Below are 26,775 nucleotides of genomic sequence, written 5' to 3'. Positions count from 1 at the left end.
TCACTTCATTGGCTGCTTTTTTCGTTCCCATTTCATTCTATATGAGAAGTCATTTCACTATTCTGAGACGTCACTTCACCCTAAATGAGATTTGACATCCTTTATTTCCTCTCACAAATTTAATTAAGATCTGCTCCATTACGTTGTAGTAACGGGTATAAGGCGAATAATTGAATTAATACGCTCGTTTAAATAACTCACGAGAACTCACCAAAGCGCTTGATTGATAAAACTGTCGGCCTTTTATAGGTTAAATTGCATCATCAATTAATACAGTAATTATTAGTCTTTCTGTGAACTTGAAGGTCTGCTATTCATTTGATATACACAATAAAAAAACCCGACACTTTAGCGACTAAGGTGTGAGGAGAGTTAGACACAAGACCCTGCATGTGGAGCCTAAGCCGAGCATCCTTGGTTAGGCATAGCGATTGAATTGCCTGCACCCTTAGGCCATTCAATTTTAGCGTGCCTTTGTTGTAATGATTGTATTGTCTGGCGAATCTGTTCCGGCCACGCAGCACTGTGACGGGTTTGCATATCGACACCTACCAGCAAACACTCGATGGCGGCCAGCGTTTCCGTTCCTTCTTCATTGCGGAGTTCGTGCCAGATACGTAAGCGTTTTTTATCACTGGAGAGTAGCTGTGAATGCGCCACCACTTTTTGTCCCTGTCGGACTTCTTTAAGGTAGCGTAAGTTGTTCTGGACAGTGAAAGCACTAAATTTGTGCGCATCCCTGCCTTCCTGATCTAAACCGGCAACATCAAGTACGGTATCTGTCGCATGAGAGAGCATCACAAGATAATAACCTTCATTAAGGTGGCCATTATAATCGCAATAATTTTCAGGTACGGGCGGGTACTGCGTGATCAACATGAGTGAATCCTTCTTATTGTAGAGGATGTGATTCGTCAAGACTGCTGGATTAGCTATGAGATGTAGGCGCTTATTGCTTGTCACGGGCGTATAATGCTATGAACCTGCGATGCTTTCCAGCCCTTACCACTAAAGAATTTAAACATAACCGCCTTTAAATATTACAGAAGTTGAGATGATGACCCCAGCGTATCAAACCGTACCCACTATCTTATATTCATTTCGCCGTTGTCCTTATGCCATGCGGGCGCGGTTAGCCATCATCAACAGCGATATAAAGGTAGAATTACGTGAAGTTGTATTAAAAGAAAAGCCTCAGGCGATGCTGGACATATCCCCTAAGGGCACGGTGCCCGTGTTGTTGTTAAGTGATGCTCGAGTCATCGAAGAGAGTAGTGAAATTATGCGCTGGGCTCTGCAGCACAATGATCCGGATCATTGGTTACCCGCCGCATTGGATAAATCCATACAGTCACTCATTAGTCGTAATGATGATGAGTTTAAGTACTGGCTTGATCGATATAAGTACGCCGACCGATTTCCGGAACATCCGATGGACTATTACCGCCGCCATTGTGAAACCTGGTTCGCCTTCCTTGATCAACAATTGTCGATGAATACTTATTTAAATCAGAGTTTTTTGCTGACAGACCACTACACATTGGCGGATATGGCGCTGCTTCCCTTCGTTCGCCAATGTGCGCATGTGGACCGGGTCTGGTTTGACCAAACCCCTTACACACGGCTTAGGCAATGGCTGGACACCTGGATGGACTCAGAACTGTTTAGGCTTGTTATGGAAAAACATCTGCAGTGGAGAGAGGAGAGTAAAAATCTCGAGTCGTTTTCTTGACTCTCATATCTAAATGAGTATGATTCGTATTATCTTTTATGACGTAGAGTGATCTCATGGAACAGGCAGATGCTTTGCAGCCTAGAGTCGGGGTAATCGATTTACGCCAAATCTCTAGTCAGGAGCTGTTAAACAATAAAAAAGAGTTATTGATTGTACATAATGGACAACTTTACCACTTACGGGAAACACGTAACGGAAAATTGATACTGACGAAGTAACTTTACCTTTGATAGGCCTTTCGCAAGCCACCCTTGTTTAGATACAGGCAGCCAGCTACCGCCGATTGATTTAAATCACGATCATTCAACTGAACAGAATAGTCGTTAATTAACCAATAGCCGAAGTAGACTGATATGAAAAAAACACTCCCGCTCATCATTGCTGCAATGATTGCCGCACAGGCTCAGGCCGAAACTCCCACTTTACTAGATACTGTCGTCATTGCCGCGAAAGCTCCGGTTACCGCTAAGGATTTTGCCGGTTCCGTTAATATCGTAACGTCAGAGGATATTCAACTGAGTGGGGCTAATAACCTGCTGGAAGCAATAGAAGGATTGCCCGGGGTATCTGCCAGCAGTGTAGGTGGAGGTCGTAATGGCATCAGCATGCGTGGTATGGAAACCAATCACACACTGATTCTTGTTGATGGTCGTCGTGTTAGTGATACCGATACCAATGTGCCATTTTCTGATTATCAATTCAATTGGGTGCCGGTACAGATGATACAGCGAATCGAGGTGATTCGTGGTCCGATGTCTAACCTCTATGGTTCATCCGCATTGGGTGGTGTTATCAATATTGTGACTAAAAAATCCGCTGAAAAATGGAGTACATCCGTGACGGCAGAAGGCCGCTCAACGTCTTCCGGTGAAGGTGGCGATGAGCAAGCGGTGGTTATTACGGCGGCAGGACCGTTAGGCGAAATAGCCGATTTTGCATTCAGTCTAGAGCAGCGTGAAGAGGATGCTTTTCGTCAAAACTTTGGTGGTGGAAATTCATCAGCGGCTCAGGAAGGCAAAGAGATGACTAATCTTACAGCCGGCCTGGGTATTGATGTAGGGCAAGACAGTCATGTGAATCTAAGTCTGATTACGGGTCAAGAGGAGCGAAAATCCTACCCGGATACACTTTACTACGATATTGAGCGTTATCAGGCGGCTGTTGATTTTGATACAAAAATAGGCGGGTTCGATGTTAAAACACACGTTTACCGCTCCGACTCTAAGAGCCGTTACGTTGCCAGTAATTACTTTCATAATTTGACTGAGGATGTTGTGTCTGTTGATGTAACAGGAGAATTAGCAGGAGGCCATCAGTTAATTGCCGGTGCAGAGTATTCTTTTGAAGCCTATGAAAAAGACTACGTGGCTAGCGTTAATAATGACTTTGCTGATGACTTCCAAGCATGGTCTTTGTTTGCGCAGGATGCGATTGCACTTCGAGATGATTTGACCCTGACTATCGGTGGTCGGTACGACGATCACGAGCGTTTTGGTAGCGAGTTTAGCCCAAAAGTATATTTGGCCTGGGACGTGTCTGATGGGCTGCGATTGAAAGCCGGGTATGGGGAAGGCTTTAAGGCACCGGCAGTGCGTGAAGCGTCTGATGCCTATAGTTTCACCTATGGTTATCCGACCGGTCCGGGTATGTTCCGCATGAATACGTTTTTGGGGAGTAGCGACTTAGAACCGGAAACCAACAAATCAATAGAGTTGGGCGCCGTGTATAGTCAGGACGCCTTGATCGCAGGGGTGACAGTGTTTCGCAATGCTGTTGATAATCTGATCGAGGCCCAACAGGTGTCCAGTGTCACAGGCGGGGGCATCACCACGGTCACCAGTCGCTATGAGAATGTTGAAAAGGCATTGATTACGGGTGTTGAGACAGAACTGGAGTATAGCTTTGCTAACGGTTTAGGTGTGGGTTTCAACTATACCTTCCTTGATCATGAAGATGAAAATTCTGGTAATTGGCTGACCCATCGCTCGCGTCATGAGGCTGCTCTGAAGTTGACGCAGCACTTAGCTGCTATCGATACCAATAGTCAGCTTGCAATACGTTATGTAGGGAAACAGTTCACCGATGCAGCGAATACTGACGAGAGTCCCGGGCACACGGTTGTCGATGTAACCTTCCGCAAAGAGTTCAATCATTATTTAACAGCGCGCGCCGGTATTTATAACCTGTTTGATGAACTTGCAGCAGAAAATGATGACAACGGCTCCCATGCTGAAGTGGGACGTCAATTTGGCCTGAGTTTCACGGGTACTTTCTAAGCCTGAATTTGCTGGCAATCGTAATGGCGAAAAAGCCAATTCCTGGTGATGCCGCCCGTTGAGTCGCCGCCGCCTGAAAATAGATCAAAAGTGAGAATGTAATGAATAACCTGGATAATCTGTTTCAACAAAATACGCCTGATTCAAAGCTTTACCCGCACTATAAGAGCCTGCTGGCTAGTGATTCTAAACTGCGTCGCCGTGACCAGGCCATTGTGCTGGGTGTAAGTGAAGCAGCGATGGTTGATCAGCAGTGCGGCGTTCAAAGTGTACGTTTGAATAACCAGTTTGCGGCGCTGATCCGTCAGTTACCGGAACTGGGCTACATCATGACCTTGACCCGAAATGAGCACTGCGTGCACGAGCGCAAGGGTATTTATGACAATGTGCGTATCACTGGTCCGATGGGTTTGGTTATGGCTGATGACCGCAAGGTTGATCTGCGTATCATTCTGAGCCGTTGGGCATTGGGTTTTGCTGTGCGCGAAGAAACACCTCGCGGGGGGCGTTTCAGTCTGCAGTTTTTCGATAAAGCCGGTATTGCAATCCAAAAAATATTTTTACAACCGGATAGTAACGCACAGGCCTACGTCATGTTGGTGGATAAATACCGTGCTGAAGATCAGGATACTGCTCTACTCTACGAAGCGCTGACCGACTTACCCGTTTATGTCGATGATAGTGAAGTAGATTGTGAAAAGCTGGTGGCGGAGTGGGTCGCCATGACTGATGTGCACCAGTTTTTCGGCATCTTGCGTCGTCACAACATTAGCCGCGAACAGGCATTTCGTCTCGTAGGTGGGCCGTGGGCTTTGCCATTTGATCCGGTTCAGTTGGAAGTGTTGCTTAACACAGCAGCGCAGTGCAAATTGCCGATCATGTGTTTCGTCGGCAACCATGGAAATATTCAGATTCACACCGGGCCGGTTGAAAATATTAAGGTCATGGGGCCTTGGTTGAATGTGCTGGATCCTGAATTTAACCTGCACCTACAGCGTGAAGGTGTTAGCCGTGGTTGGTTAATCCGTAAGCTGAGCGAAGATGGCGTGGTGACGTCGTTGGAATTTTATGATGACGGCGGTGAAACTATTGTTCAATTCTTTGGTGTGCGGGAAGAGGGGAAGCCCGAGAATCCAGAGTGGCGGAAATTAGCAGAAAGCATGCTAAGCGAAGAGCAAGCAGCCTGATGAAACAAGCTAAGTTACCGTCCGCGCTGAACGCGACCATAACCTCGGCTGTGTTGTGTGGCATTTTTTCTTTTTCCATTGTGCAGGCATCGCCGCAGCGCATTGTGTCCGCAGATGGTGCTCTGACTGAAATCGTCTATGCCTTGGGTGAAGAGCAACGTTTGGTTGGGGTGGATACCACTTCTTCTTATCCGGCGTTAGCGACAAAATTGCCGCAGATCGGCTACAAACGTGCAATTTCTGCGGAGGGAGTGTTGTCCTTGTCGCCAGATGTCATCATAGCCACTGATGATTCTGGCCCGGATAAAGTGGTGGAGCAGTTAAAAGCGGCGGGTGTTGATTTTCGTGTTTACAGCGAAGCGCCTTCACTGGATGCAGTCGAGGAGAAAATCAGACACATCGCTGCAATGCTGGGTAAGCAGGCAGAAGGAGAACAGCTGTGGGCTGAGGTTAAGCGTAAGGTGGATGATGCCAAAACACAGGCAGCTAAAGCTGAACAACCGCTACGTGTGATGTTTGTACTGAGTGCCGGGGAGCGTTCACCGCTGGTGGCGGGTGGTAATACCGGTGCAGACACCATGATTCGTCTGGCGGGTGGTTTAAATGCGGTAGAAGGTTTTGACGGTTACAAGCCTATACCGGCTGAGGCTTTGGTGACAGCGCGTCCTGATGTGATTCTAATGATGAAGCGGGCGGGTCATACCGTGAGTGCTGATCAGCTCTTTTCGCAGCCGGGGTTTTCGATGACACCAGCGGCAGAGAATAAAAGACTCATTACCATGAATGGACTCAAGTTATTGGGTTTTGGTCCGCGTATCGGAGATGCCATCAGCGAACTGACCACGGCGTTGTATGGTAACAGTGAGCAGAGCGCCCAGGTTGTACCATGAATCTGCAGCGTGAAAATCGTGCCCAATGGACGATGGGGCTGCTCGGTATATTCTTGCTCTGTACGCTGGTTGTTTCCGTCGGTGTTGGCCCCATGTCTCTCTCTTTGTCGGATTCCTTGCAGGTTGCTATTTCCCGTATAGGGTTGATTGAGCTGAATGTGCCGCCGCATGTTGTGGTGGTGGTTGAATCGATCCGCATGCCGCGCACTGTCCTTGGAATGTTGGTCGGTGCGGCGTTGGCAGTGAGTGGCGCCGCTATTCAGGGCTTGTTTCGTAACCCGCTGGCAGATCCTGGTTTGATTGGTGTGTCCGGAGGCGCGGCGCTAGCCGCGGTTGCCAGTATTGTATGGGGCGGCACCGTATTAAAGCCTCTGCATGACTTGCTGGGAATTTACAGCTTACCGATGATGGCATTTTTGGGTGGCTTTATAACGACATTGCTGGTGGCCTGGATAGCAACTAGCCGTTTCGGTACATCCATTACGACTATGCTGCTGGCGGGTGTCGCGATTAATATCGTCACCGGTGCCGGTATTGGTATCTTCACTTACATGGCTGATGATGCCATGTTGCGTACCCTTACGTTCTGGCAAATGGGCAGTCTGGGTGGGGCGACCTGGGACGATGTGATGGCCGCCGCAACGATGATAATGGTGGCCGTAGTTTTGATTTTACGATACGCCAAAAGCCTGAATGCATTATTGTTAGGCGAATCGGAAGCGCGCCACCTGGGAGTCGATGTTGGCCGGATAAAGGTGGCTGTGATTTTGTTGTCGGCACTGGCGGTCGGTGCAGCGGTCGCCGTATCCGGAATGATTGGTTTTGTTGGACTGGTAGTGCCGCATATCGTCCGCATGAGTCTAGGCCCTGATCATCGCTACTTATTAGCAGCGTCGGCCTTGCTGGGTGCATTGTTTCTGCTGCTGGCGGACATGTTATCACGTACCGTGATTGCTCCGGCTGAGCTACCTATTGGCCTGATAACAGCGATTATTGGCGGACCCTTTTTTATTGGTCTGATTGTGTTACGCGCACGTCAGGGAGGAGGCTTATGAGTTTTTCGGTCAATCATTTAAGCCTTAGTGTTGGTCGTAAGGTGCTGTTAGATAATCTTAGTTTTAGTATTAATCCCGGTGAGTTAGTGGTCGTGCTGGGGCCTAATGGCGCGGGCAAATCTTCGCTATTAAAAGTGATGTCCGGTGAGCACTCTTTCTCCGAGGGTGATATGCAGATTAATGGCGCAAGTTACCGGCATTGGTCAGTGGGTGACATAGCCCGCATGGTAGGCGTGTTGCCGCAGTCGTCGCAGCTGGTGTTTCCATTTACTGTGTTAGAGGTCGTGATGCTGGGGCGTTTACCGCACAGTTCCGGGCGGGTAAGGGATGCGGAAATCGTGAAGCAGGTAATAGATAGGGTGGATATGACCCACCTTATGCATGCTGCCTATCCGTCTTTGTCGGGTGGTGAAAAACAGCGGGTACAGTTGGCGCGTGTGTTAGCTCAGATCTGGGAAGAATCAGCGCTGGGAGCACGTTATCTGCTATTGGATGAGCCCACGTCGGCGCTTGACGTAGCTCATCAGCAGTTGACCCTGCAGCTGGCACGAGAGTTAGCTGGGAAGGGGATCGGTGTGATGGCAATTTTGCATGATTTGAATCTGGCTGCTCAGTACGGTGACCGCATTGTTATGCTCCGGCAGGGCGCGATTGCAGCACAGGGCTCAGTGGAAGAGATACTTAAACCTGAATTGATTCGGCAGCTGTTTGCTATCGATGTGTCGATTCTGCCGCATCCGGTTTCACAGCGGCCTATGGTTGTAATGCTCTGACAAGTAACTACGTTATTTAAATGAGCTCTGTAGACCAACAATGCAGATCATCGATGAGGCTGATCTGCATTGTTTATTTGTCAGTGACGGGCTTATTGCTTTTGCTGCAGCATCGCTTTTAATTCTTTAATTTGATCAGACAAATCCTGAATTGTCGGTTCTCCATCAGCAATTGCCTGCACCTTCGCTTCCTGAGCATGCTCGTCTTCCATTACGTTCACGACAATTCCGATGACCATATTCAAAAAAGCGAAGGTAGTCAGAAAAATAAAGGAAAGGTAATAGATCCAGCTAAAAGAATAAACGGTCATCGTTTCGTACATCACATCTGTCCAATCCTCGAACGTCATGACACGAAACAGCGTTAGCATCGAAATTGAGATGTCACCCCACAGCACCTTATTAATAGGCGCAAAAAACGAAGCCCCCACAGCTGCATAAATATAGAAGATGATAAACATCAGCATTATTACATAGCCCAGCTGTGGCAGCGCTTTAAACAGAGAGTTAAGTAATAAGCGTAGCTCGGGCACCACGGATACCATTCGCAATACGCGGAAGATACGTATTAAACGGCCAACCAAGGCTAACTCACTGTCTTCAACGGGGATTAGGCTTACGACTACAATCAGCGCATCAAATACGTTCCACGGATCTTTGAAAAAATTACGTTTATCTGGTTCTCCGAGAAATCGTACCGATACCTCTGTGAGGAAGAAAAAAGTGATGCCTGTGTCTAACCAACCGATCACAGTGAGTAAATTGTCAGGAATGTCATAGGTTTTAGCGCCAATGACGACGGCTGAAAACAAAATGACTGAAACAACGAAAAATTCAAAAAAACGATTATGACGCAGGTTATAAAGGCGAGCTTGGAGGCGGTCGCTATTCATGATTCTCGGATATCGGCTAAATAGATAGTTGTTAATAATAATTAAAAAATTACCTGTGGACAGCCTTAATGCCGCTGTTCACAGGCGTGGATCATAAAGGCTGATAACAGCCGCTAACAGATTACTGACTCCACAGTTGTTTCAACAGATCAGTAGTACGAGCGGCGGGGTTGTCACGAATAAGCTTCTCTTCTGCTGCAATCTTCAGGAATAGACCATCTAAGGCCGCCTTAGTTACATGGCTGGATAAATCCCCCGTCACTTGTTGTCCGACGATGGGCAGCTGAGCCGCTTGTGATGCTAAATCATTATAATACCGCGTGGCACCTACTTCACTCAGAGCACTATCGACTTCAGGCTTAAATAAGGCAGCGATCTGTGGGCCGGCTTTTTCACGGAAGTACTGAGTAGCCGCATCATCTGAACCCTCGTAGATTTTACGTGCATCCTCAAAGCTCATACTTCTGATGTTATCCACCAGAATAGCGGTAGCCTGTGGTGCAGCGCGTTCGGCAGCGCGGTTAATCGATTGCTCGAACTGATCCACCTGTTCCCCCATACCAAACTGACGCAGAGGGCCGGCTAGCTTGTCCAGGCCTGCGGGCAGAGGGACGCGTATTTGCGGATCGTTGAGATATCCACCTTCTGCTGAAATCAGTTTGATTGCGCGCTCACTACCTACCGCCAGTGCCTCACGTAAACCATTAATAAGCGTCTCGGACGAAAGAGATGAACTGCTAATATTAGTGCTGCTGTTATTCTTGGCGGGTTGTTGTAATAGTTCGCCACCTGTTTTTTTGACGCTGTCGAGTAAATCGCCCCAGCCTGCATGGCTGGTACTTGCTGCCAGTGTTGCACTGAGCAGTAAAGTTGAAATCGTTAATTTACGCATGATGAGAGTTTCCGTACTTGTCTTCAGATGTTTGTATTGTAACGGATTACTAGCCGTCAGTAGCCACAAATTAACAGGATATTTAAATCATAATTCATAATAAAATAGTCCCTGTACAGCGCTAATTTGCTGTGTTTTACTGAGCGGAATATAACAAAAATTATAGTACTGATACACTCCCTACTTAAAAAATTTACACGCTCTAGAGAATGTCCATGAATCCTGGGTTAAAGAACAGTCCTGAACTTTGTTTAAAGAGCAGCCCTGAGCTTAGTTTAGAAAATAGCCCTGAGCTTGGTTTAAAAAATAGCCCTGAGCTTAGTTTAAAAAACAGACTAAAATCGTATTTAAAGTCTAGAATAAATTTTAATCGAAACCTAATTAGAGATAATAAACTGAAATATTATCTGAGTTATTGTACGTTGAATTGCGTGTTAATTAGTCTATTGGCCGGGCTAACGCTTTCATCTGCTAATGCAGAAAATCAGATCATAACACTGGGTACCGGAGGCGTTCCCGGCTTGTATTCCCCCGCCGGTGGCGCACTGTGCCGGTTGATTAATCAAACGCGTCAGCAACATGGTATTCGCTGTGCTGTACGTAGTACCTTTGGCTCAGTCACTAATGTGGCGCAAGTAAGCAGCGGCGAGCTTGATCTGGGTATTGCAGAAGCAGGACAGCTCTATAAAGTGGCCAAATCAGATGTGCCGTTGCGTACATTGGTCAGCTTATTTCCTGAATATATTTCCGTATTGGTTCGCTCTGACGCCGCTATTAATAGCTTTGATGACCTTAAAAATAAACGTATTAATATCGGTAAAGAGGGCAGTTCCCAACGGATCACGTTAGCGTTGTTAATGGCTGCGCATGGTTGGACGCTGAATGACTTTGCCGAAGTGGTTCAGCTAGAACCGGCAGAGCAAGCCACTGCGCTGTGCGATAATCGTATCGATGCGACACTCTATGTTGTTGGCCACCCCAGTGGCACTATCAAAGAAGCGCTGCGCGATTGCCGTAGTAAACTGATTGGGTTGTCGAAAAAAGACCGTGACACGTTAATCCTGAAAAACCCGTATTACCGACAGGTAAGTATTGCCGGTAGCTTTTATTCACCGGACTTGCCCGATGTGGAAACCGTCGGTGTTAACGCCACACTGTTTACGCGTGCAGATTTACCAGACGAGGTAGCTTATGCCGTTGTAAAATCACTATTTGCACAATTTGATAGTTTTCGTCGTTTACATCCGGCGTTCAGTTCGCTCGATCCCGAACAGATGATGCTCACAAGCGGTTTGCCACTGCCTCTACATCCGGGAGCCGCTAAATACTTTATGGAAGCGAAGCAGGTCGCGCAACAGGTAGCGAAGGCAAAGTCGAAACAGCTTCAATAACGGGAGGGGGGCGTACCGCGAGGGTCATCGGTAGATCTAGCTGAAAGTAGGCGCCCTTAACATCGGTTAAACAACAGATATGACCCTGCAGCAACTGGTTTACCAGATTAAAAGCAATATGCATTCCTAATCCGCTACAACCCTGGCTACGTTTTGTCGTCATAAAGGGTTCAAATACTTTGTGCTGCCAATCTTCCGGAATACCCACGCCGTTATCACGGTAATCGATAATCAGCCGTTCTTGCTGCTGCTTGATATCAATAGTAATAGTGCCACCGGTACGATCTTCAAAGCCATGAATTAATGAATTCAGAATCAGGTTGGTGAAAATTTGATAATAACAGCCCGGATAGCTATTCAGCAGCATATGTGTTGGTCCGTTAATCACAATATCAGGCTTACACTGCTTGAGGCGCGGGTTGAGGGATAAAAGGATTTCGTCCAGATACTGGACTAAATCAAAGCGACGCTGTTGTTCACTGGACTGATCGACAGATACCTGCTTAAACGCGTTAATTAATTGTGCTGCCCGCTCCAGGTTTTGACAAATTAAGCGGCTACTTTCCAACGCTGTATTCGCTAAAGGGTCGTCTGGCATGCGCTGTTGATAGAGACTTGCCTGATCAACCAGAAAAGAGGCTGCCGTAAAACCAATTCCAATAGGTGTGTTGATTTCATGCGCCACGCCCGCGACCAGGCTGCCAAGCGCCGCTAGTTTCTCGGACTCAACCAGCCGTTGCTGGGTTGTCCGTAGTGTCACTAACGTGTCGTGTAGTTCGTGATTACGCTCTTCCAGTTCTTGAGTCCGTTTAACCACACGTTGTTCTAACTCAGTATTCAGTTTGGCTAATGAACGCTCCGCATCTTCACGCTTGCTCATATCGTGCAGCATCGAACGCCGCATGCTGTTCATGGCATTCACTACCTGACTTAGTTCGTCATCCTGATGTTTGGAATGTCGCCTCAAATCCAGCGGGGTATCCAAATGATCTAGTTTAAGACGGCGCGCATAGGCGGCCATGCTGCCCAAGTGTTGGGTAATCAGCCGGTGAAACAGCGTGAGGATAAAGATGGATACCAGAAAGGTTTTAATCCCCTGTGATGCGAGAATCAGCAGGACTTTATCACCCAGCCGTCGATACACTTCGTCCAGGCTCAGAATCAGCGTTAATTCACCCACAGGAACGAGGCCACGACCAATGTCATGATGCTCTAACGCATAATGACGCTCTACAATCGAGCCTGTTGTCGGCTTGCTTCCTGCTACATAAAAATCATGAAAGGGTGAGTTTATTTCCAGATAACGAACGTCGGGCAACTGCAATAAACCATCCAGCTGTACCTGAATCTGTGCCGGGCTAATCTCCCATAAACTGTTCGCCAAACTATTACGTGAACTCGCTTCAATCTGCAGCAAGCGTTCATCAATAGCAGACAGCTCATAGCGATAATCAAACCACAGTTGAGTGCCTGTAGCGATCAAGGTGATGGCAGAACTGTACAGCAAAATAGCCGCCAGCAAGCGTATACCGAGTGGTTTCTGGTGGCGGAGCTGACTTAAATATTGCAACAAGCGCATGATGTGAGTCTTTTAAGCCATTTGAACTACATATCATAACCTGACAGACACAAGACGAAACCCTCTTCCTTAACTTTCTTATTCCTGTTCGTTGGCTACTTATCCTTTGCTTTGCATTGAGAGTATTAAGTCAGTCTTCCATGGAGACAAAAAATTATTAATTTGTGCTTCTTGATGCATATCAAACACTATATATGGTGTTTGTTGCAATAATTAAATCAATATGTAGTTGTTAGTCATTTTTTATATTGATAGTTGTATTAAGAGGAGCGCCGCATGGTCGCCACGTTAGAAATAATCACAGAGCACGCTACAAAAGCGATAGGTGAAATCGTACTGCAAGATACGTCCCTCGATATCTGGGATAGTAAATACTGTTTAAAATCTAAGCAGGGCGAGGTGCTGGATAATTCGATTGATGATTCCTTTATTCGTATCGCTAAAGCGCTGGCGGGAGTAGAGGATGATGAGAAAAAACAATCCTACTGGTACAAGCAATTTTTATGGGCGTTACGTCACGGTGCAGTCCCTGCCGGGCGTGTTATAGCCAATGCGGGCGCACAACAACACAAACCTGCTACATCCACAATCAACTGTACGGTATCAGGCACTATCTATGATTCTATGGATGATATCCTCGGTAAAAACCACGAAGCAGGTCTCACGTTAAAAGCAGGTTGCGGCATCGGCTATGAGTTTTCTACCTTACGGCCTAAAAATGCGTTTGTCTCGGGAGCAGGAGCCTACACTTCAGGGCCGTTATCCTTTATGGATATCTTTGATCGTATGTGTTTTACCGTATCGTCAGCCGGTGGGCGGCGCGGTGCACAGATGGCGACCTTTGATGTGGGGCATCCTGATGTGCTCGAATTTATCAAGGCTAAACGCGAAGATGCCCGTCTGCGACAATTTAATCTATCATTGCTGATTACTGATCAGTTTATGCATGCCGTAACAACGGATAAAGATTGGCCGTTAGCATTCCCTCTCACCGAACAAGCACGGCAGCGCGATGCGATAGATCTTAACGACGCGTCTCTGGTGCTTTGGCGTGAATGGCCGATTCAACAGGGCTATATCTGCAATGATGCAGGATTGGTTGCCTGCAAGATTAGTAAAACGGTGAAGGCAGCGCATCTCTGGAACGCTATTATGAGCGCCACGTATGACTTTGCCGAGCCAGGTTTTATCCTGATCGACAAGGTAAATGAACAGAACAACAATTGGTTCTGTGAAAACATACGTGCAACTAATCCCTGCGGAGAACAACCGTTACCGCCCTATGGCAGTTGTTTACTCGGCTCGATAAACCTTACAAAATTTGTAGTAGACCCTTTTACCCACCGGGCGCGTTTTGATTGGGACGGTTTTAAAACTACCGTAACTATTTTTACCCGTATGCTGGATAACGTCATAGAGATCAACGGATTACCGTTAGAAGAGCAGCGCCACGAAATCACGCATAAACGTCGTCACGGTATGGGATATTTGGGATTGGGTTCGGCTATCACTATGCTACAAATGAAATATGGAGATGCCGCCTCCGTTAATTTTACTGAGCAAGTGAGCAAAGCATTAGCCATTACCGGCTGGCGCGCAGGGCTTGAACTGGCGAAAGAGAAGGGTGCCGCACCGATTATGAACGAGCAGTTTGCGGTTACTGGCGAGATGCTGCGAAAACGGCCCGAGATGCTCGATGATGGCTACAAAGTGGGTGACTCAGTTGCCGGCAAAGTACTTCATGCACGCTATAGTCGTTACATGCAAAAGATCGCTTTATCCGAACCCGAACTAGTTAAGCAGTTGACCGAACATGGCTGTCGCTTTACACACCATAGTTCCATCGCACCGACAGGTACCATTGCGCTGTCCATAGGTAACAATGCCAGCAATGGTATCGAGCCAAGTTTTGCGCATCATTATTCGCGCAACATTATTCGTCAGGGGAAAAAATCTAAAGTGAAAGTCGAAGTGTTTTCTTATGAACTTCTCGCCTATCGACATCTGATTAATGCAGAAGCGATGCCCTATAGCGATGATCCTGCTCAGCAGCTACCCGATTACTTTATCTGTGCAGATGATATACATCCAAAACAGCATGTCGATATACAAGGAGCGGCTCAAAAATGGATCGATTCATCCATCTCTAAAACCGCCAATGTACCTACCGATTATCCTTATGACGATTTCAAGGATATCTATCTTTATGCGTATGAGCAGGGGCTAAAAGGCTGCACTACTTTCCGCTTTAATCCAGAGGCTTTTCAGGGCGTACTGGTTAAAGAGCAGGATCTGGAAAACACCTTGTACCAGTTTACGCTGGCAGATGGCAGTGTGGTCGAGCTAAAAGGTAATGCAGAAGTTGAGTACGATGGTGAGAATCATACTGCCGCTAATTTGTTTGATGCATTGAAAGAAGGTTACTACGGAAAATTTTAATAAAAACATATTAAACAATAGTTTAGTTAACTAAGTTAATACTAAATAATAATTATTTATATAAAAATATTGGCTGTTTAATTAGAAAATTTCGTATAAATAGACAGCAAAGAGGACACCGGTATGCCATTAACAAAACAGAAAAAAACAGAACAGGGAAAAATAGTCTGTATCGATCAAGCCATTATCGCTTACAAAGTAATTGTGGCACCAGAAGTAGCGCTGAAACAGCCAGAACAAAGGTTAGAATTGAGTCTGGAAACCGTACATGAAAACCTCAGCCGTCCGGATTTTTTAATGGGTTCAACCTATAAAATTAAAACACCCATGTCTGAGCATGCGCTGTATATCACTATTAACGATATCATCCTGAATCAGGATACGGAGCATGAACAACGCCACCCATACGAGATCTTTATTAACTCCAAAAACATGGACCACTTCATGTGGGTAGTGGCGCTTACCCGCGTTATCTCGGCGGTATTCCGTAAAGGCGGCGATGTCACCTTTATGGTGGAAGAGCTAAAAGCCGTGTTTGACCCCAAAGGCGGCTATTTTAAAAAAGGCGGTAAATTTATGCCTTCATTGGTGGCTGAAATTGGCGAATCCATTGAAAACCACTTGAAAATGATAGGCCTGATCAAGGAGCAATCCATAGATCCGCATCAGCAACAGATTCTGGATGAAAAAAGAGCAGAATATGATCGTCGCACAGCCACGCAGAATAACGTTGTTGTTAGCTACGCAGTAAATGACGATAACGGTGGTTTTCCCGACAGTGCCCGGTTATGTAACAAATGTCATATCAAGGCCGCCATACTTTTGGATGGATGTTACACCTGTCTTAATTGTGGAGAGAGTAAGTGTTCTTAAGCCCTATGTATTTTAATGTGTTAGTTGTTAACCAGCACTGAGTTCTGCTAGTGGATCTTTAGTATATTTATACCGTTATCTTCGCAGTGTGATTTTTCTGAAATTATAAGGCTAAGGTAGATACGGGTGTCGGTAGATAGAGAACAAGCAGGGGATAACAGGGCTTGTTCGCCCTGTTATTGAGACGTAAATATTAATTCATTAATGAGTTTTTCTTCATTAGCGCTTTATCAACACCTTTTAACTTCATTTCATCCATCACAAAATTAACTGTATTCAGGAATCTCTGCTCACCGACTGGGATAAGGTAACCAAACTGGCTTTTTGTGAATGGGCTCTCGTCACGTACTGCTTGCAAAGTCTTATCAGTAGTCTCGTAATAAAGAGCCTCTGGCGTTTCGGTAACCATTACATCAATTTTACCTTCAGATACCGCTTTAGGTACATCAAGGTTATTTTCAAACTTTACCAGAGTCGCATTAGATAAAAATTCATCGGCAAATTTTTCGTTAGTTCCACCAATGTTTACACCTACCTTAACGCTTGGTAAGTTAACTTCTTCAAGTGTGTCGTATAGTGCTTCTTTGCCATTTGCAACCAAGAACACCTTACCAAATGTCATATAGCCCTGTGATTGTTCAGCCGCTAATTGGCGAGAAATACGGCGCGTAATTCCTCCCATGGCGATATCATATTTACCTTCTTGGAGGTCACCCACTAATCCTTTCCATGTCGTCTTAACAAAACGCACTTCAACACCGAGTTGTGTCGCTATATGATTTGCTACATCGACGTCATAACCTGAATAAGTCTTGCCATCAAAGAAGGTGAATGGCTTGTAATCCCCTGTAGTTCCTACCGTCAAATATCCTTTTTCCTGGACATCCTGGAGTAAATCAGCATAGGAATTAAAACTAAGCGTTACAGCTAATAGGAGTAAGAGTTGAGATAACTTCATAGGTAATTTCATAAAATTCCATCTTCCTTGTTATTTTTAAAATGCATTGCTGTTTTTTTTGGTAAAAAAGTTAATCGAGTGTCACATTAATATTATAAAAAAACCAATAAAAATATAAGCAGCGACATGTAAAAATATATAACTGATAGCTAAGCACTTGCGAGGGGCGCTGCCTTAATTAATTTTTTATACCGTTATCTTTTATGGAGACTTGAATCTGAAGTTAATTATATATGAACGTGAGTAGTTAACGCCGTTATCATTTCAGACCACTAGCTAACCGATTATTAAATCTACGCTATGACAGTACTTTTCACCCGGTACCTTAATGGGTGTAATAGTAAACTCTTAAGTAGCGTACAGATCGACTGGTCGATATTATAAGCCAATAGCTAATCAAGTTAGGCGCAAAAACGGATCACGATGATGAATGAGAAAAATTATGGATACGGAGTAGACGACAACTCCTATAAAGCAGCAGGAGAGTTAGCAGGCATTACACTCCTTGTGGATGAGTTCTACAACAACATGAGTGTATTTACAGAAGCAAAAAAAATTCGCGATATGCACCCAAGCGATTTGACCGAATCACGCACAAAACTCGCCTACTTTTTATCAGGTTGGTTAGGTGGCCCAAGGATATATGCCGCAGCTTTTGGCAGCCTAAGCATCCCTTCAGCTCACCAGCATTTACCCGTAGGCGAAGAAGAAAGCGAAGCATGGCTACACTGCATGCAAAAAGCCCTTGAAAACCAGCCATATGAAGAAACTTTTAAAGTCTATTTAATCAATCAGTTACGAGTGCCGGCAGAAAGGATTAGAGCAGTTTGTGCGAGAAATATTTAAGCTGCCGGCGTAAAAGATAAACTAATAAAGTATTCCTCAGATATAACCACGCTCGTTGAGTGTTAATCTTAAAAAGCGCGCTAAATTAAAATTGAAATCGAGTGATGTTATCACGTAAAGGTTTCATCCAGGCAATATAGTATGAGGTAGTGATGAAAATTGCAGTCACAAGCCAGAATCGAAAAAATATTACAGAACATGCAGGCCGATGTAGAAATTTTTGGGTATTTACTACTAATAACAACATAATCGTTAACAGTGAGCTTCTTGAATTACGAAAGGAACAATCCTTTCATGATAGTTCTCAGGATGAATCGCATCCGCTTGACGACGTTAATATTTTGATAGCTGGAGGGATGGGTCAGGGACTGATGGGACGACTTGAACGTAAAGGTATTTTAAGTTTAATAACGAAAGAGAAAGATCCGGAAGAAGCTGTTTTGCTCTATCTGAAAGGCAAATTAGAATGCGAGCAACCTAACCTGCATCAGCACGGACATAATAAGTAGTCACAGGGGTGGAGGCACTACAAACTAATATGCAACGACACGTTAATTGAGTCGAAATAACACACTGCTATTCTGCAATGGGCAGCCGTGTGTTATATAAACCGGCGCTACCGATCCGGACTCGTCGGGATTCCCTTTATTCACGTCAGACTCCAGTCGACCATCATTAAAACAAAGACACAATGTATCTTCGAGAGGCGTCGAGTAGCATAGTTCGCGCTGCATTCTGTGATAGCTGTCTTATCTTCTGTTGCTCATCAATCTCCAACTTCAACCTTTTAAAAGAGGTTTTCCCTACTCTCAGATGTAAAAACTGAATCGGTCCATTATTCGTGCACTGACAGCTCTTTTATCCAATTATTCACTCCCATTACCTTTACATATTTTGCGTGAACATATATATTAAATAAATATAAGGAAGTAACTATTAGTTATAAGGGTTGTTTATGAAAGTAACACACCGTCTTCCCACTGCCGGGAATGCAGAGAGCCAATCTGCTGAAAATAAGGCACTCATCATAGTGCTCAGTCACTCTTTGCAAACACAAGGCATGGCAATGGTACTGGGCCGCGCTATGCAGGACAAAGGAGTGTGTATTGATGTACTGCTATGTGATCAGGCGGGTGATTTGGCACTTTCGTCTACTATTAGCCAAGCATTGAAGCCACGCAATGTTACCCCTGAGCAGATCATGCTCGAGTTACAGTCAAAAGGTGCCACTATTAGCGTATGTGCGCTGTATCTCCCTAATAGCGAACATAACGTACAAGATCTTCGTGACGGTATTAAGGTGGCAACCCCACTGGAAATGGCCAGCATGATGACCTCTGAGAATGTACGCGTATATAGTTTTTAAGCAGTGAGATAGAAATGTCATTAATGTCATGGAGTTGTCATTAATAGCATAGCAGTCACTAAAAACAACAAATAACAGTTCACTCGGTATCGAAGTTGTATTGATACTGGCGCTTTAATCAATCAATTTTCTGGCGTAATTTTTGCTTTATACGAATAGCGCTGAGTTAAAAATGTATAAAAATTATTTTTAAACCGGATGACATTATCAGTAAAGTTTAAAACAAAATTTATCTTTAAAAGGAGAGAGTGAAATGACTACAAATATTGGCACGATAGATCGCGTGATCCGCCTCGTATTAGGCATCATCTTACTGTCAGTTCCGTTCGTGAGTGGATTTGCGATGTTTGAATCAAACACTGCAACGATTGTTTCGATCGTCCTCGGCGTCGTTATGGTTGCTACGTCGGCCATAAAGTTCTGTCCGCTATATCGTATTTTTGGGCTTCGAACCTGCAAGTTATGATCGTGAATCGAACGCACGTCCAAACTTAACAGTCGAGGAGCTCACATGGCTTATGCCGTCGATATATCAGTCAAACCTGAGGTTTCAGCCCATTTTGACGAAGCAACGAATACGATCACCTACATCGTCAAAGATCCAAGCAGCGATCATTGTGCAATTATCGATAGCGTGATGGATATGGATTATGCTGCGGGCCGGATCACCTATGAAGCAGCCGATGCTCTTATCGAAGAAATCCAAACACGCGGGTTGATCCTTGACTGGATCATTGAAACACACGTGCATGCGGATCATCTCAGCGCTGCGCCCTACATTCAGCAAAAGCTGGGTGGGAAGGTTGGCGTTGGTGAAAAGATCATGGTGATTCAGGAAACCTTCGGCAAGATTTTCAACGAAGGTACCGAATTTCAGCGCGACGGATCGCAATTTGATGCGTTATTCAAAGACGGTGACACCTATATGATTGGGAACATGCAGGCGTTTGCCATGTACACACCCGGCCATACGCCCGCGTGCATGGTGCATGTGGTCGGCAACGCGGCCTTTTCGGGCGACACTATCTTCATGCCTGATGGCGGCTCTGCGCGCTGCGACTTCCCCGGCGGTGACGCGGGTGAGTTGTATGATAGCATCATGAAGGTGCTATCACTGCCTGATGAGATGCGCCTGTTCATGTGCCATGACTATGGCCCAAATGGCCGCGCCATCAAATGGGAAACTACGGTGGGGGAACAAAAAGCCAACAACATTCACGTCGGTGGCGACAAGACCCGCGAAGACTTTGTTAACTTCCGCACGACGCGTGACGCGCAGCTTTCCATGCCGAAACTGATCATCCCATCCTTGCAGGTCAACATGCGTGCCGGAAAAGTACCGACAGACCAGGACGGCAACCCAATGTTAAAAGTGCCTATCAACGGTATCTGATCAGGAAGAGAGATTATGGACATTAAGACACTGACCGCAGGCCTGTCTGTGAGCGCACAGATAGTGCCAGCAGATATTCTGGCCATCAAAGCTGCAGGGTTTCGCGCTATTATCTGCAATCGTCCCGACGGAGAAGGTGCAGACCAGGCAACCTTTGAGGAAATCGCGACAGAGGCGAAGAAAGCCGGCCTTGAGGTCGCTTATTTGCCGATTGTGTCGGGCAAGGTCACAGATAATGACGCCGCCGACTTTGATAAAATGCTGAACGAATTGCCCGGTCCGGCCCTCGCTTATTGCAGAACGGGAACACGCTCGACGACCTTGTGGTGCCTTGCGCAAGCGGGCCAGCGCAGCCTTGCTGATATTCTCGCTGCGACCAAAGCAGCCGGATACGATATGGGCGGCGTGGTGCGCCGTATTGTCAACGGTGGCAAGACCCCAACGGATACCGGCGATGCTAGTTATGATATTGTCATTATAGGCGCAGGTGCAGCAGGCATAGCCGCCGCTGCAAGTCTCAAATCGCGCCAGCCTGATCTGGAAATCGCGATCATCGATCCTGCCGACGTTCACTATTACCAACCTGGTTGGACTATGGTCGGCGGCGGCATTTTTAATGCACAGCAGACGTCCCGCACCATGGGATCATTGATCCCCAGAGGTGTTCAGTGGGTCAAGGCCGCTGTTGCCGCGTTTGAACCTGAAAACAATGCCGTCATCCTGGAAGGCTGCCGCGTCGTAAAATACAAACGCCTGATCGTTTGCCCGGGGATCAAGCTGGATTGGAATAAAATAGAGGGGCTGGTTCACACGCTTGGCCAAAACGGTGTGACCTCCAATTATCGGTATGATCTTGCTCCCTATACCTGGGAGCTCGTTGAAGCGATGAAGCAGGGTCGCGCGATCTTTACTCAGCCACCTATGCCCATAAAATGCGCGGGTGCGCCGCAAAAGGCCATGTATCTGTCTGGCGATGCATGGCACCGACGCGGTGTTCTGAAAAACATAGACATTCAGTTCAACAACGCCGGCGGCGTTCTATTTGGCGTGAAGGACTACGTCCCCGCCTTGATGGAATACGTCAAGAAATACGACGCCAGTCTCAACTTTTTCCACAACCTTGTCGCGGTAGATGGGCCGGCCAAGAAGGCCTGGTTCGATGTAACAAAGCCCGACACACCGGTCGAGCGGATTGAGATGGAGTTTGACATGATGCATGTCTGCCCACCACAAACGGCACCCGACTTCATTCGCGTCTCTGCGCTTGCCGACGCAGCCGGTTGGGTTGACGTAGATCAGGCCACACTTCGGCATAAGACCTACGACAATATATGGTCCTTAGGCGACGTGATGAACGCGCCAAATGCAAAAACAATGGCAGCCGCACGTATTCAGGCGCCCGTCGTGGCCGAGAATATTATCGCAGATATGCAGGGCGAATCGCCCGTAGCTCAGTATAACGGTTACGGATCTTGTCCGCTGACGGTGGAACGCGGCAAAATTGTCCTGGCAGAGTTTGGCTACGGCGGCGTAATGCTACCCAGCTTCCCCAAGGCGATTATAGACGGCACAAAACCAAGCCGTGCGGCGTGGTTTCTCAAAGAAAAGATATTACCCCCACTCTATTGGAAAGGCATGCTAAAGGGCCGCGAATGGCTGGCAAAACCCAAGGAAATTACTGCTAAATAAGCAGAATTTGCGATCCCCATCTTGCGGGGATCGCCATAACTCCTCAGAGACGCAAATGAAGATTGATATGACGCGCTACCTGCCCATTCTTACATGGGGGCGGGATTACAACCGATCTGCTCTCTCTAATGATCTTGTCGCGGCCTTGATCGTGACGATCATGTTGATCCCGCAATCGCTGGCCTACGCACTTCTTGCTGGCTTGCCACCTGAGGCCGGTCTTTACGCGTCCATCGTGCCGATTATTCTCTATGCTGTCTTCGGCACCAGTCGTGCGCTGGCTGTTGGCCCTGTTGCCGTCGTATCGCTGATGACGGCGGCGGCACTCAGTAATATCGTGGAACAAGGCACGATGGGATATGCCCTTGCGGCGCTCTCATTAGCGGGGCTGTCCGGTATCATTTTATTAACCATGGGCCTTTTTCGTCTCGGTTTTGTCGCGAATTTCCTCTCGCACCCCGTAATTGCGGGCTTTATCACGGCCTCTGGCATCATCATCGCCGCCAGTCAGCTCAAACACATCCTCGGGATTGATGCACATGGGCACAACCTGTTAGAGGTGGTGATTTCACTCACGCAACATCTATCAGAAATCAACTGGATCACCGCGATCATTGGCATCCTTGGCACTGGTTTCCTGTTTTGGGTACGCAAGGGGCTGAAACCTTTGCTGCAACGTTTTGGACTGTCCAATGGACTGACAGGGGTTCTCGTGAAAACCGGACCTGTTGCTGTCGTCGTTGCGACAACAGTCGCCGTGTGGGCGTTTGGACTTGCAGATAAAGGCATAAAGATCGTCGGCGAAGTGCCACAAAGCCTTCCACCGTTCACACTTCCGTCCTTCTCTACCGAGCTGCTTGGCCAACTGCTGCTTCCCGCGTTTCTGATCTCCATCATCGGGTTCGTGGAATCGATTTCGGTCGCACAAACCCTTGCTGCAAAGAAGCGTCAGCGTATCGACCCAAATCAAGAACTAATAGGCCTTGGAGCCGCCAACATTGGCGCATCGCTCACCGGCGGTTTTCCGGTCACCGGGGGATTTTCACGCTCGGTCGTCAACTTCGATGCTGGCGCTGAGACTCCTGCCGCCGGTATCTTTACTGCAGTCGGCTTAGCCATCGCAGCGCTGACGCTAACTCCCCTGATCTTTTTCCTGCCAAAAGCGACGCTGGCGGCCACCATTATTGTCGCGGTTCTTAGTCTTGTGGACTTTTCAATCCTCAAGCGTAGCTGGAATTACTCAAAAGCCGACTTCTCAGCAGTTCTTGCCACCATTGTCGTGACCTTGACTATGGGCGTTGAAGTGGGTGTTTCTGCTGGCGTCGGGCTGTCTGTTTTGCTGCATCTGTACAAATCATCCAAACCACATATCGCAGAAGTGGGCCAGGTCCCCGGGACTGAACATTATCGCAACATCCTGCGCCACGACGTGATCACCACGCCCCAAATTGTGACCCTACGCGTAGATGAGAGTCTGTACTTCGCCAATGCCCGCTATTTGGAAGATAAGATTCACAACCGTGTCGCCGGTGATAAAAAAATTCGCCATGTGATCTTGCTTTGCTCTGCCATCAATGAGATTGATCTCAGCGCACTGGAATCCCTCGAAGCGATCAATGAACGACTGAACGAAATGAACGTTAAGCTGCATTTATCCGAGGTTAAAGGTCCGGTGATGGACCGCTTGGAGCGAGAACACTTTTTGTCTCAGCTGTCGGGTCAGGTGTTCCTGTCACAATTCGAAGCCTACGAGGCTCTGAAAGTACTACCAAACGCATGACCAGCCGCTCCTTAAACAATGTTCCACTCAAATGAGGACCATACACAATGGCCTATACTGAAAAATTCCAAGCCCTTGCCGACCACGCCATGTCTCAAGTGCAAAATATTTTGCCGGAGCAGGTTGATGCGCTGCTTGCCGGTGGTGCCATCGCGCTGGACATTAGAGATAAGGAAGAACACGATGCCGGGCACATCGACGGGTCGTTGAACATAAGCCGCGGCAAGCTTGAAATGAATGTGGAAGGGCTGATTATCGACGTAGACGCAGTTATCTTGTGTTACTGCAATGCGAACAATCGAGGTGCATTGTCGGCAGCAACACTGCGTTCAATGGGCTACGCCAACGCAAGATACATCGCCGGTGGAATGAAGGCATACCGTGAACGCAATATCATTACTAACGAAGGGTAAAAAAATGAAACAAACTATTATTGATCTAAAACGTAGAAATATTTTAAAGAAAAGCCTTTTTGGTTTAACCGCTATTGCAGCGGGTACAATCATTACAACTAGCGCGAACGCTGACGAGCTACCTGAATTAACCGAAGATGATCCAATGGCAACTGGCTTAGGTTACAAAAAAGATACAGCCACTGTAGATGCAGCAGAACAGCCCAAGCACACAGCTGAGCAAAAGTGTGCTACTTGTGCTTTATATACGAGTAAATCAGCTACCGCAGGAGCCTGTGCTATCTTTGCAGGAAAGCAAGTTCGCGCGACAGGCTGGTGTTCAGCTTATGCTAAAAAAGCTTAAGTTTATAATATGCTAGTCGCATTACTTCTATGATTTTCGGCAGTAAAGCCGAAAATTAGTATGTAATGGCTCAGACTTGATCTTATTTTCAAAAGGCTAATGCACGGAAAAGAAGACGGCGGGGAGGGCACCTAAAGGGTGCCGTCCCTGGGCTATTAGTTTTCGAAAAATCACGATGAGCAGCTATAATACGACAAGCCGCCGACCTCACAGAACTCAGCTGGCTTCAGTCTATAGTATTTATCCTCCACGTTCTTCGGTTGCTCAGCGTATGGCTGCGTCATCACGTCCTGAAGCTCTCGAACCAGAGAATAGTTGCCCGCCGCCGCTTGCTGATACGCCGGCACAACGAACCACTCTCGCAAACTGTATTTTGGGTTGACGAGTTTCATCTGCCTGGAGATCTCCTTACGGGAGCGGGACTGAGCAGCATTCGCGCCGGTCGTGCTGGGGCTGTCGATAAGTGATGTCCATTTTGCGAGCCATTGTGACCAGCGTTTGTTCATCTCTTCGGGGTCTGCGGCATACGACGACGCCTGATAGAAGCTTTTTTGGAGTGGGCCAATGTCGTCAGGCAAGCTCGAAAGCTCGCGGAAGAAAATAGTGTAATCAACTGGCATTTCCACCATGAGTGTTTCGAGCTCACTGAACAACGCCGGGTGAAAAGTATCCAGCCCAAGTTTGGCTGCCCACATTGCTTCCATTTTCGTTTGCATCACATCCGCAAAGCCGCTTCGAATCTCGTCGAGCTGCTCCAGAGAATCCGGATGCGAGGCCAATAACGGCCGCAACGCCGCCCAAAACATGTGGAAGTTACGTTCCGCTGCCACGGGTTGGTTAAGGAACGAGAAGTGGTGTCCGCCACCCGTCCATGGCTGATATTGCGGGTCGAATACTTCGCAGAATCCAAATGGGCCGTAGTCCAACGTGAAACCACCGGCCGCGCAGTTATCGCCGTTAAAGTTCCCCTGGCAGTAGCCGACGCGGATCCAGTTAGCAACAAGTGACGTAAGACGGCTGCGGAACTCGCGCGCGAGCAACACCACTTTTTCAGCAGTGGTTAGTCTGGTGTCTATAACGTCACCGTATTCACGATCGATCAAGTGCAATACAATCATCTCGAGTTCCTGCATCGCTTTCGGGTGTTCCTGTTTACGGACACGGCGAGCGAAGAGTTCGAGTTGGCCGACCCGAATGAATGACGGTGCGACGCGCGTCGAGATGGCGACGGCCTCCGATATAAGCCTGTCGGGATCTTTCGAGCGCGAGCCCTCCGAGTACCACGGCCGCTTGACCTTCTCCGTTTTAGAAACATACAAACTCAGCGCCCGTGAGGTTGGCACACCGAGCGCGTGCATATGCTCCTGTGCCAGGAACTCGCGGATACTGGAACGCAGGACAGCGCGACCATCCGCGCCGCGGCAGTATGGTGTCCGGCCGCCACCTTTGAGCTGCATTTCCCAGCGTCGATCTTTGATGACGGCTTCAAGTACAGACACCGCGCGACCGTCGCCGTATCCATTGCCGGTTTGGAACGGGCACTGATGGGTGTATTCAGTACCGTAGATGGAAAGTGCGTAGCCACACGCCCAACCGACTTTACGCATCGGCGCAGGAGCCTGTGAGATGTCGCCGGAGAACATCCGCACGAAGTCGTCCGACTGTGCAATGCTGTCGGCCAAACCAAGTTCGCGAAAAAAATCTTTACTATGCGCGACGTACTCGGGGTCTTTGATTGGCGTGGGATTGACGGGGACATAGTGGCCCGTGAAAACTTGTCGCGGCGCGTGGTCGGCGCCGTTTGCTTTTGCGTCAGGGTCGCAGTTGAGCGTATCCATGAGTGAGTAGTTTGCCAGTTTTCCGAGCTCGTCGAGCGTCGTGACGGTTGGGGGTGTTTCCTGGGATGATACGTCAGGCGTATGGTGTTGATTATGCTCAGTAGTTGGCATGGCTAAGTTCCTTGTGTCTGGGAGTGCCTGGGATGGGACGGTTTTTACGCATGGT

At 47.3% G+C, this 26,775-nt stretch carries 26 protein-coding genes; 19 read left to right on the top strand and 7 right to left on the bottom strand.

Annotated features, from left to right (window positions below; genetic code table 11):
* Positions 1 to 399: 399 nt before the first annotated feature.
* Positions 400 to 879: a thioesterase family protein gene (locus tag Nant_RS10870; protein WP_054341666.1), complete on the bottom strand. Its 480-nt coding sequence runs from the start codon at positions 877 to 879 to the stop codon at positions 400 to 402.
* A gap of 175 nt (positions 880 to 1,054) precedes the next feature.
* On the opposite strand from Nant_RS10870, the gene Nant_RS10865 reads away from it, so the two are divergent.
* The 7 genes from Nant_RS10865 (at position 1,055) to Nant_RS10840 (ending at position 7,916) form a co-directional block, all read left to right on the top strand.
* Positions 1,055 to 1,732: a glutathione S-transferase gene (locus tag Nant_RS10865; protein WP_238377122.1), complete on the top strand. Its 678-nt coding sequence runs from the start codon at positions 1,055 to 1,057 to the stop codon at positions 1,730 to 1,732.
* Positions 1,733 to 1,788: 56 nt separating this feature from the next.
* Positions 1,789 to 1,953, top strand: coding sequence for a hemin uptake protein HemP (gene hemP, locus Nant_RS21045; RefSeq protein ID WP_076496001.1), 165 nt, complete (start codon positions 1,789 to 1,791; stop codon positions 1,951 to 1,953).
* Between the two features lie 135 nt (positions 1,954 to 2,088).
* On the top strand, positions 2,089 to 4,011 hold the full coding sequence (locus Nant_RS10860) for a TonB-dependent receptor plug domain-containing protein (protein ID WP_054341665.1): 1,923 nt from the start codon (positions 2,089 to 2,091) through the stop codon (positions 4,009 to 4,011).
* 101 nt (positions 4,012 to 4,112) lie between these two features.
* Positions 4,113 to 5,198, top strand: coding sequence for a hemin-degrading factor (locus tag Nant_RS10855; protein WP_054341664.1), 1,086 nt, complete (start codon positions 4,113 to 4,115; stop codon positions 5,196 to 5,198).
* Entirely contained in the window at positions 5,198 to 6,088 is an 891-nt protein-coding gene (locus Nant_RS10850; RefSeq protein ID WP_076496002.1) for a heme/hemin ABC transporter substrate-binding protein, read from the top strand. Before Nant_RS10855 ends, Nant_RS10850 begins: the two co-directional genes overlap by 1 nt.
* Entirely contained in the window at positions 6,085 to 7,143 is a 1,059-nt protein-coding gene (locus tag Nant_RS10845; RefSeq protein ID WP_054341663.1) for a FecCD family ABC transporter permease, read from the top strand. The genes Nant_RS10850 and Nant_RS10845 overlap by 4 nt, the downstream gene beginning before the upstream one ends.
* Positions 7,140 to 7,916, top strand: a complete 777-nt coding sequence (locus Nant_RS10840) for a heme ABC transporter ATP-binding protein (RefSeq protein WP_054341662.1) — start codon at positions 7,140 to 7,142, stop codon at positions 7,914 to 7,916. Before Nant_RS10845 ends, Nant_RS10840 begins: the two co-directional genes overlap by 4 nt.
* A 92-nt stretch (positions 7,917 to 8,008) precedes the next feature.
* Here Nant_RS10840 and Nant_RS10835 read toward each other — a convergent pair whose 3' ends face one another.
* Positions 8,009 to 8,809 carry an ion transporter gene (locus tag Nant_RS10835; RefSeq protein ID WP_054341661.1) on the bottom strand — a complete coding sequence of 267 codons (801 nt, stop codon included), beginning with the start codon at positions 8,807 to 8,809 and terminating at the stop codon, positions 8,009 to 8,011.
* Between the two features lie 121 nt (positions 8,810 to 8,930).
* Positions 8,931 to 9,701 carry a DUF4197 domain-containing protein gene (locus Nant_RS10830; protein ID WP_054341660.1) on the bottom strand — a complete coding sequence of 257 codons (771 nt, stop codon included), beginning with the start codon at positions 9,699 to 9,701 and terminating at the stop codon, positions 8,931 to 8,933.
* 431 nt (positions 9,702 to 10,132) lie between these two features.
* Here Nant_RS10830 and Nant_RS10825 point away from each other — a divergent pair, with 431 nt between their 5' ends.
* Positions 10,133 to 11,092: a TAXI family TRAP transporter solute-binding subunit gene (locus Nant_RS10825; protein WP_238377121.1), complete on the top strand. Its 960-nt coding sequence runs from the start codon at positions 10,133 to 10,135 to the stop codon at positions 11,090 to 11,092.
* Here the strand turns inward: Nant_RS10825 and Nant_RS10820 are convergent.
* Positions 11,031 to 12,671: a sensor histidine kinase gene (locus tag Nant_RS10820; RefSeq protein ID WP_076496003.1), complete on the bottom strand. Its 1,641-nt coding sequence runs from the start codon at positions 12,669 to 12,671 to the stop codon at positions 11,031 to 11,033. The genes Nant_RS10825 and Nant_RS10820 overlap by 62 nt on opposite strands.
* A gap of 276 nt (positions 12,672 to 12,947) precedes the next feature.
* On the opposite strand from Nant_RS10820, the gene Nant_RS10815 reads away from it, so the two are divergent.
* Both Nant_RS10815 and Nant_RS10810 read left to right on the top strand, forming a co-directional pair.
* The gene (locus Nant_RS10815; RefSeq protein WP_054341659.1) at positions 12,948 to 15,110 is read left to right on the top strand and encodes an adenosylcobalamin-dependent ribonucleoside-diphosphate reductase; all 2,163 of its coding nucleotides are present in this window, start codon (positions 12,948 to 12,950) and stop codon (positions 15,108 to 15,110) included.
* A gap of 123 nt (positions 15,111 to 15,233) precedes the next feature.
* Positions 15,234 to 15,983: a TSCPD domain-containing protein gene (locus Nant_RS10810; RefSeq protein ID WP_054341658.1), complete on the top strand. Its 750-nt coding sequence runs from the start codon at positions 15,234 to 15,236 to the stop codon at positions 15,981 to 15,983.
* A gap of 193 nt (positions 15,984 to 16,176) precedes the next feature.
* Here Nant_RS10810 and Nant_RS10805 read toward each other — a convergent pair whose 3' ends face one another.
* The gene (locus Nant_RS10805) at positions 16,177 to 16,953 is read right to left on the bottom strand and encodes a transporter substrate-binding domain-containing protein (RefSeq protein ID WP_202904996.1); all 777 of its coding nucleotides are present in this window, start codon (positions 16,951 to 16,953) and stop codon (positions 16,177 to 16,179) included.
* 411 nt (positions 16,954 to 17,364) lie between these two features.
* On the opposite strand from Nant_RS10805, the gene Nant_RS10800 reads away from it, so the two are divergent.
* Complete coding sequence (locus tag Nant_RS10800; RefSeq protein WP_338011160.1) at positions 17,365 to 17,787, top strand: group II truncated hemoglobin; 423 nt, start codon at positions 17,365 to 17,367, stop codon at positions 17,785 to 17,787.
* Between the two features lie 152 nt (positions 17,788 to 17,939).
* Positions 17,940 to 18,296, top strand: coding sequence for a NifB/NifX family molybdenum-iron cluster-binding protein (locus Nant_RS10795; RefSeq protein ID WP_054341656.1), 357 nt, complete (start codon positions 17,940 to 17,942; stop codon positions 18,294 to 18,296).
* Between the two features lie 42 nt (positions 18,297 to 18,338).
* Here the strand turns inward: Nant_RS10795 and Nant_RS21715 are convergent, their stop codons facing one another.
* Complete coding sequence (locus tag Nant_RS21715) at positions 18,339 to 18,521, bottom strand: hypothetical protein (RefSeq protein WP_143773524.1); 183 nt, start codon at positions 18,519 to 18,521, stop codon at positions 18,339 to 18,341.
* Between the two features lie 221 nt (positions 18,522 to 18,742).
* On the opposite strand from Nant_RS21715, the gene Nant_RS10790 reads away from it, so the two are divergent.
* The 7 genes from Nant_RS10790 (at position 18,743) to Nant_RS10760 (ending at position 24,771) form a co-directional block, all read left to right on the top strand.
* Positions 18,743 to 19,153, top strand: coding sequence for a hypothetical protein (locus Nant_RS10790; protein ID WP_054341655.1), 411 nt, complete (start codon positions 18,743 to 18,745; stop codon positions 19,151 to 19,153).
* A gap of 253 nt (positions 19,154 to 19,406) precedes the next feature.
* Entirely contained in the window at positions 19,407 to 19,619 is a 213-nt protein-coding gene (locus tag Nant_RS21860; RefSeq protein WP_054341654.1) for a YgaP family membrane protein, read from the top strand.
* Between the two features lie 45 nt (positions 19,620 to 19,664).
* Positions 19,665 to 20,546: an MBL fold metallo-hydrolase gene (locus Nant_RS10780; RefSeq protein ID WP_054341653.1), complete on the top strand. Its 882-nt coding sequence runs from the start codon at positions 19,665 to 19,667 to the stop codon at positions 20,544 to 20,546.
* Positions 20,547 to 20,561: 15 nt separating this feature from the next.
* Positions 20,562 to 22,235, top strand: coding sequence for a bifunctional protein tyrosine phosphatase family protein/NAD(P)/FAD-dependent oxidoreductase (locus Nant_RS10775; RefSeq protein ID WP_054341652.1), 1,674 nt, complete (start codon positions 20,562 to 20,564; stop codon positions 22,233 to 22,235).
* Between the two features lie 55 nt (positions 22,236 to 22,290).
* The gene (locus tag Nant_RS10770) at positions 22,291 to 24,015 is read left to right on the top strand and encodes a SulP family inorganic anion transporter (RefSeq protein ID WP_054341651.1); all 1,725 of its coding nucleotides are present in this window, start codon (positions 22,291 to 22,293) and stop codon (positions 24,013 to 24,015) included.
* Between the two features lie 47 nt (positions 24,016 to 24,062).
* The gene (locus tag Nant_RS10765; RefSeq protein ID WP_054341650.1) at positions 24,063 to 24,428 is read left to right on the top strand and encodes a rhodanese-like domain-containing protein; all 366 of its coding nucleotides are present in this window, start codon (positions 24,063 to 24,065) and stop codon (positions 24,426 to 24,428) included.
* A gap of 4 nt (positions 24,429 to 24,432) precedes the next feature.
* Entirely contained in the window at positions 24,433 to 24,771 is a 339-nt protein-coding gene (locus Nant_RS10760; RefSeq protein WP_082400191.1) for a high-potential iron-sulfur protein, read from the top strand.
* 170 nt (positions 24,772 to 24,941) lie between these two features.
* Here Nant_RS10760 and Nant_RS10755 read toward each other — a convergent pair whose 3' ends face one another.
* Positions 24,942 to 26,720, bottom strand: a complete 1,779-nt coding sequence (locus Nant_RS10755; RefSeq protein ID WP_054341649.1) for a protein adenylyltransferase SelO — start codon at positions 26,718 to 26,720, stop codon at positions 24,942 to 24,944.
* Between the last annotated feature and the right edge of the window lie 55 nt (positions 26,721 to 26,775).

It is taken from the genome of Neptunomonas antarctica (genome assembly GCF_001305295.1).
Lineage (GTDB): Bacteria > Pseudomonadota > Gammaproteobacteria > Pseudomonadales > Balneatricaceae > Neptunomonas > Neptunomonas antarctica.
This window is presented reverse-complemented; position numbering and strand designations above follow the sequence as displayed.

What these genes read in the sequence shown, in the direction of transcription:
- Nant_RS10870 (WP_054341666.1), bottom strand. Translation starts at nt 879, where the DNA reads ATGTTGATCACGCAGTACCCGCCCGTACCTGAAAATTATTGCGATTAT.
- Nant_RS10865 (WP_238377122.1), top strand. Translation starts at nt 1,055, where the DNA reads ATGATGACCCCAGCGTATCAAACCGTACCCACTATCTTATATTCATTT.
- hemP (WP_076496001.1), top strand. Translation starts at nt 1,789, where the DNA reads ATGGAACAGGCAGATGCTTTGCAGCCTAGAGTCGGGGTAATCGATTTA.
- Nant_RS10860 (WP_054341665.1), top strand. Translation starts at nt 2,089, where the DNA reads ATGAAAAAAACACTCCCGCTCATCATTGCTGCAATGATTGCCGCACAG.
- Nant_RS10855 (WP_054341664.1), top strand. Translation starts at nt 4,113, where the DNA reads ATGAATAACCTGGATAATCTGTTTCAACAAAATACGCCTGATTCAAAG.
- Nant_RS10850 (WP_076496002.1), top strand. Translation starts at nt 5,198, where the DNA reads ATGAAACAAGCTAAGTTACCGTCCGCGCTGAACGCGACCATAACCTCG.
- Nant_RS10845 (WP_054341663.1), top strand. Translation starts at nt 6,085, where the DNA reads ATGAATCTGCAGCGTGAAAATCGTGCCCAATGGACGATGGGGCTGCTC.
- Nant_RS10840 (WP_054341662.1), top strand. Translation starts at nt 7,140, where the DNA reads ATGAGTTTTTCGGTCAATCATTTAAGCCTTAGTGTTGGTCGTAAGGTG.
- Nant_RS10835 (WP_054341661.1), bottom strand. Translation starts at nt 8,809, where the DNA reads ATGAATAGCGACCGCCTCCAAGCTCGCCTTTATAACCTGCGTCATAAT.
- Nant_RS10830 (WP_054341660.1), bottom strand. Translation starts at nt 9,701, where the DNA reads ATGCGTAAATTAACGATTTCAACTTTACTGCTCAGTGCAACACTGGCA.
- Nant_RS10820 (WP_076496003.1), bottom strand. Translation starts at nt 12,671, where the DNA reads ATGCGCTTGTTGCAATATTTAAGTCAGCTCCGCCACCAGAAACCACTC.
- Nant_RS10815 (WP_054341659.1), top strand. Translation starts at nt 12,948, where the DNA reads ATGGTCGCCACGTTAGAAATAATCACAGAGCACGCTACAAAAGCGATA.
- Nant_RS10810 (WP_054341658.1), top strand. Translation starts at nt 15,234, where the DNA reads ATGCCATTAACAAAACAGAAAAAAACAGAACAGGGAAAAATAGTCTGT.
- Nant_RS10805 (WP_202904996.1), bottom strand. Translation starts at nt 16,953, where the DNA reads ATGAAATTACCTATGAAGTTATCTCAACTCTTACTCCTATTAGCTGTA.
- Nant_RS10800 (WP_338011160.1), top strand. Translation starts at nt 17,365, where the DNA reads ATGATGAATGAGAAAAATTATGGATACGGAGTAGACGACAACTCCTAT.
- Nant_RS10795 (WP_054341656.1), top strand. Translation starts at nt 17,940, where the DNA reads ATGAAAATTGCAGTCACAAGCCAGAATCGAAAAAATATTACAGAACAT.
- Nant_RS21715 (WP_143773524.1), bottom strand. Translation starts at nt 18,521, where the DNA reads ATGCAGCGCGAACTATGCTACTCGACGCCTCTCGAAGATACATTGTGT.
- Nant_RS10790 (WP_054341655.1), top strand. Translation starts at nt 18,743, where the DNA reads ATGAAAGTAACACACCGTCTTCCCACTGCCGGGAATGCAGAGAGCCAA.
- Nant_RS21860 (WP_054341654.1), top strand. Translation starts at nt 19,407, where the DNA reads ATGACTACAAATATTGGCACGATAGATCGCGTGATCCGCCTCGTATTA.
- Nant_RS10780 (WP_054341653.1), top strand. Translation starts at nt 19,665, where the DNA reads ATGGCTTATGCCGTCGATATATCAGTCAAACCTGAGGTTTCAGCCCAT.
- Nant_RS10775 (WP_054341652.1), top strand. Translation starts at nt 20,562, where the DNA reads ATGGACATTAAGACACTGACCGCAGGCCTGTCTGTGAGCGCACAGATA.
- Nant_RS10770 (WP_054341651.1), top strand. Translation starts at nt 22,291, where the DNA reads ATGAAGATTGATATGACGCGCTACCTGCCCATTCTTACATGGGGGCGG.
- Nant_RS10765 (WP_054341650.1), top strand. Translation starts at nt 24,063, where the DNA reads ATGGCCTATACTGAAAAATTCCAAGCCCTTGCCGACCACGCCATGTCT.
- Nant_RS10760 (WP_082400191.1), top strand. Translation starts at nt 24,433, where the DNA reads ATGAAACAAACTATTATTGATCTAAAACGTAGAAATATTTTAAAGAAA.
- Nant_RS10755 (WP_054341649.1), bottom strand. Translation starts at nt 26,720, where the DNA reads ATGCCAACTACTGAGCATAATCAACACCATACGCCTGACGTATCATCC.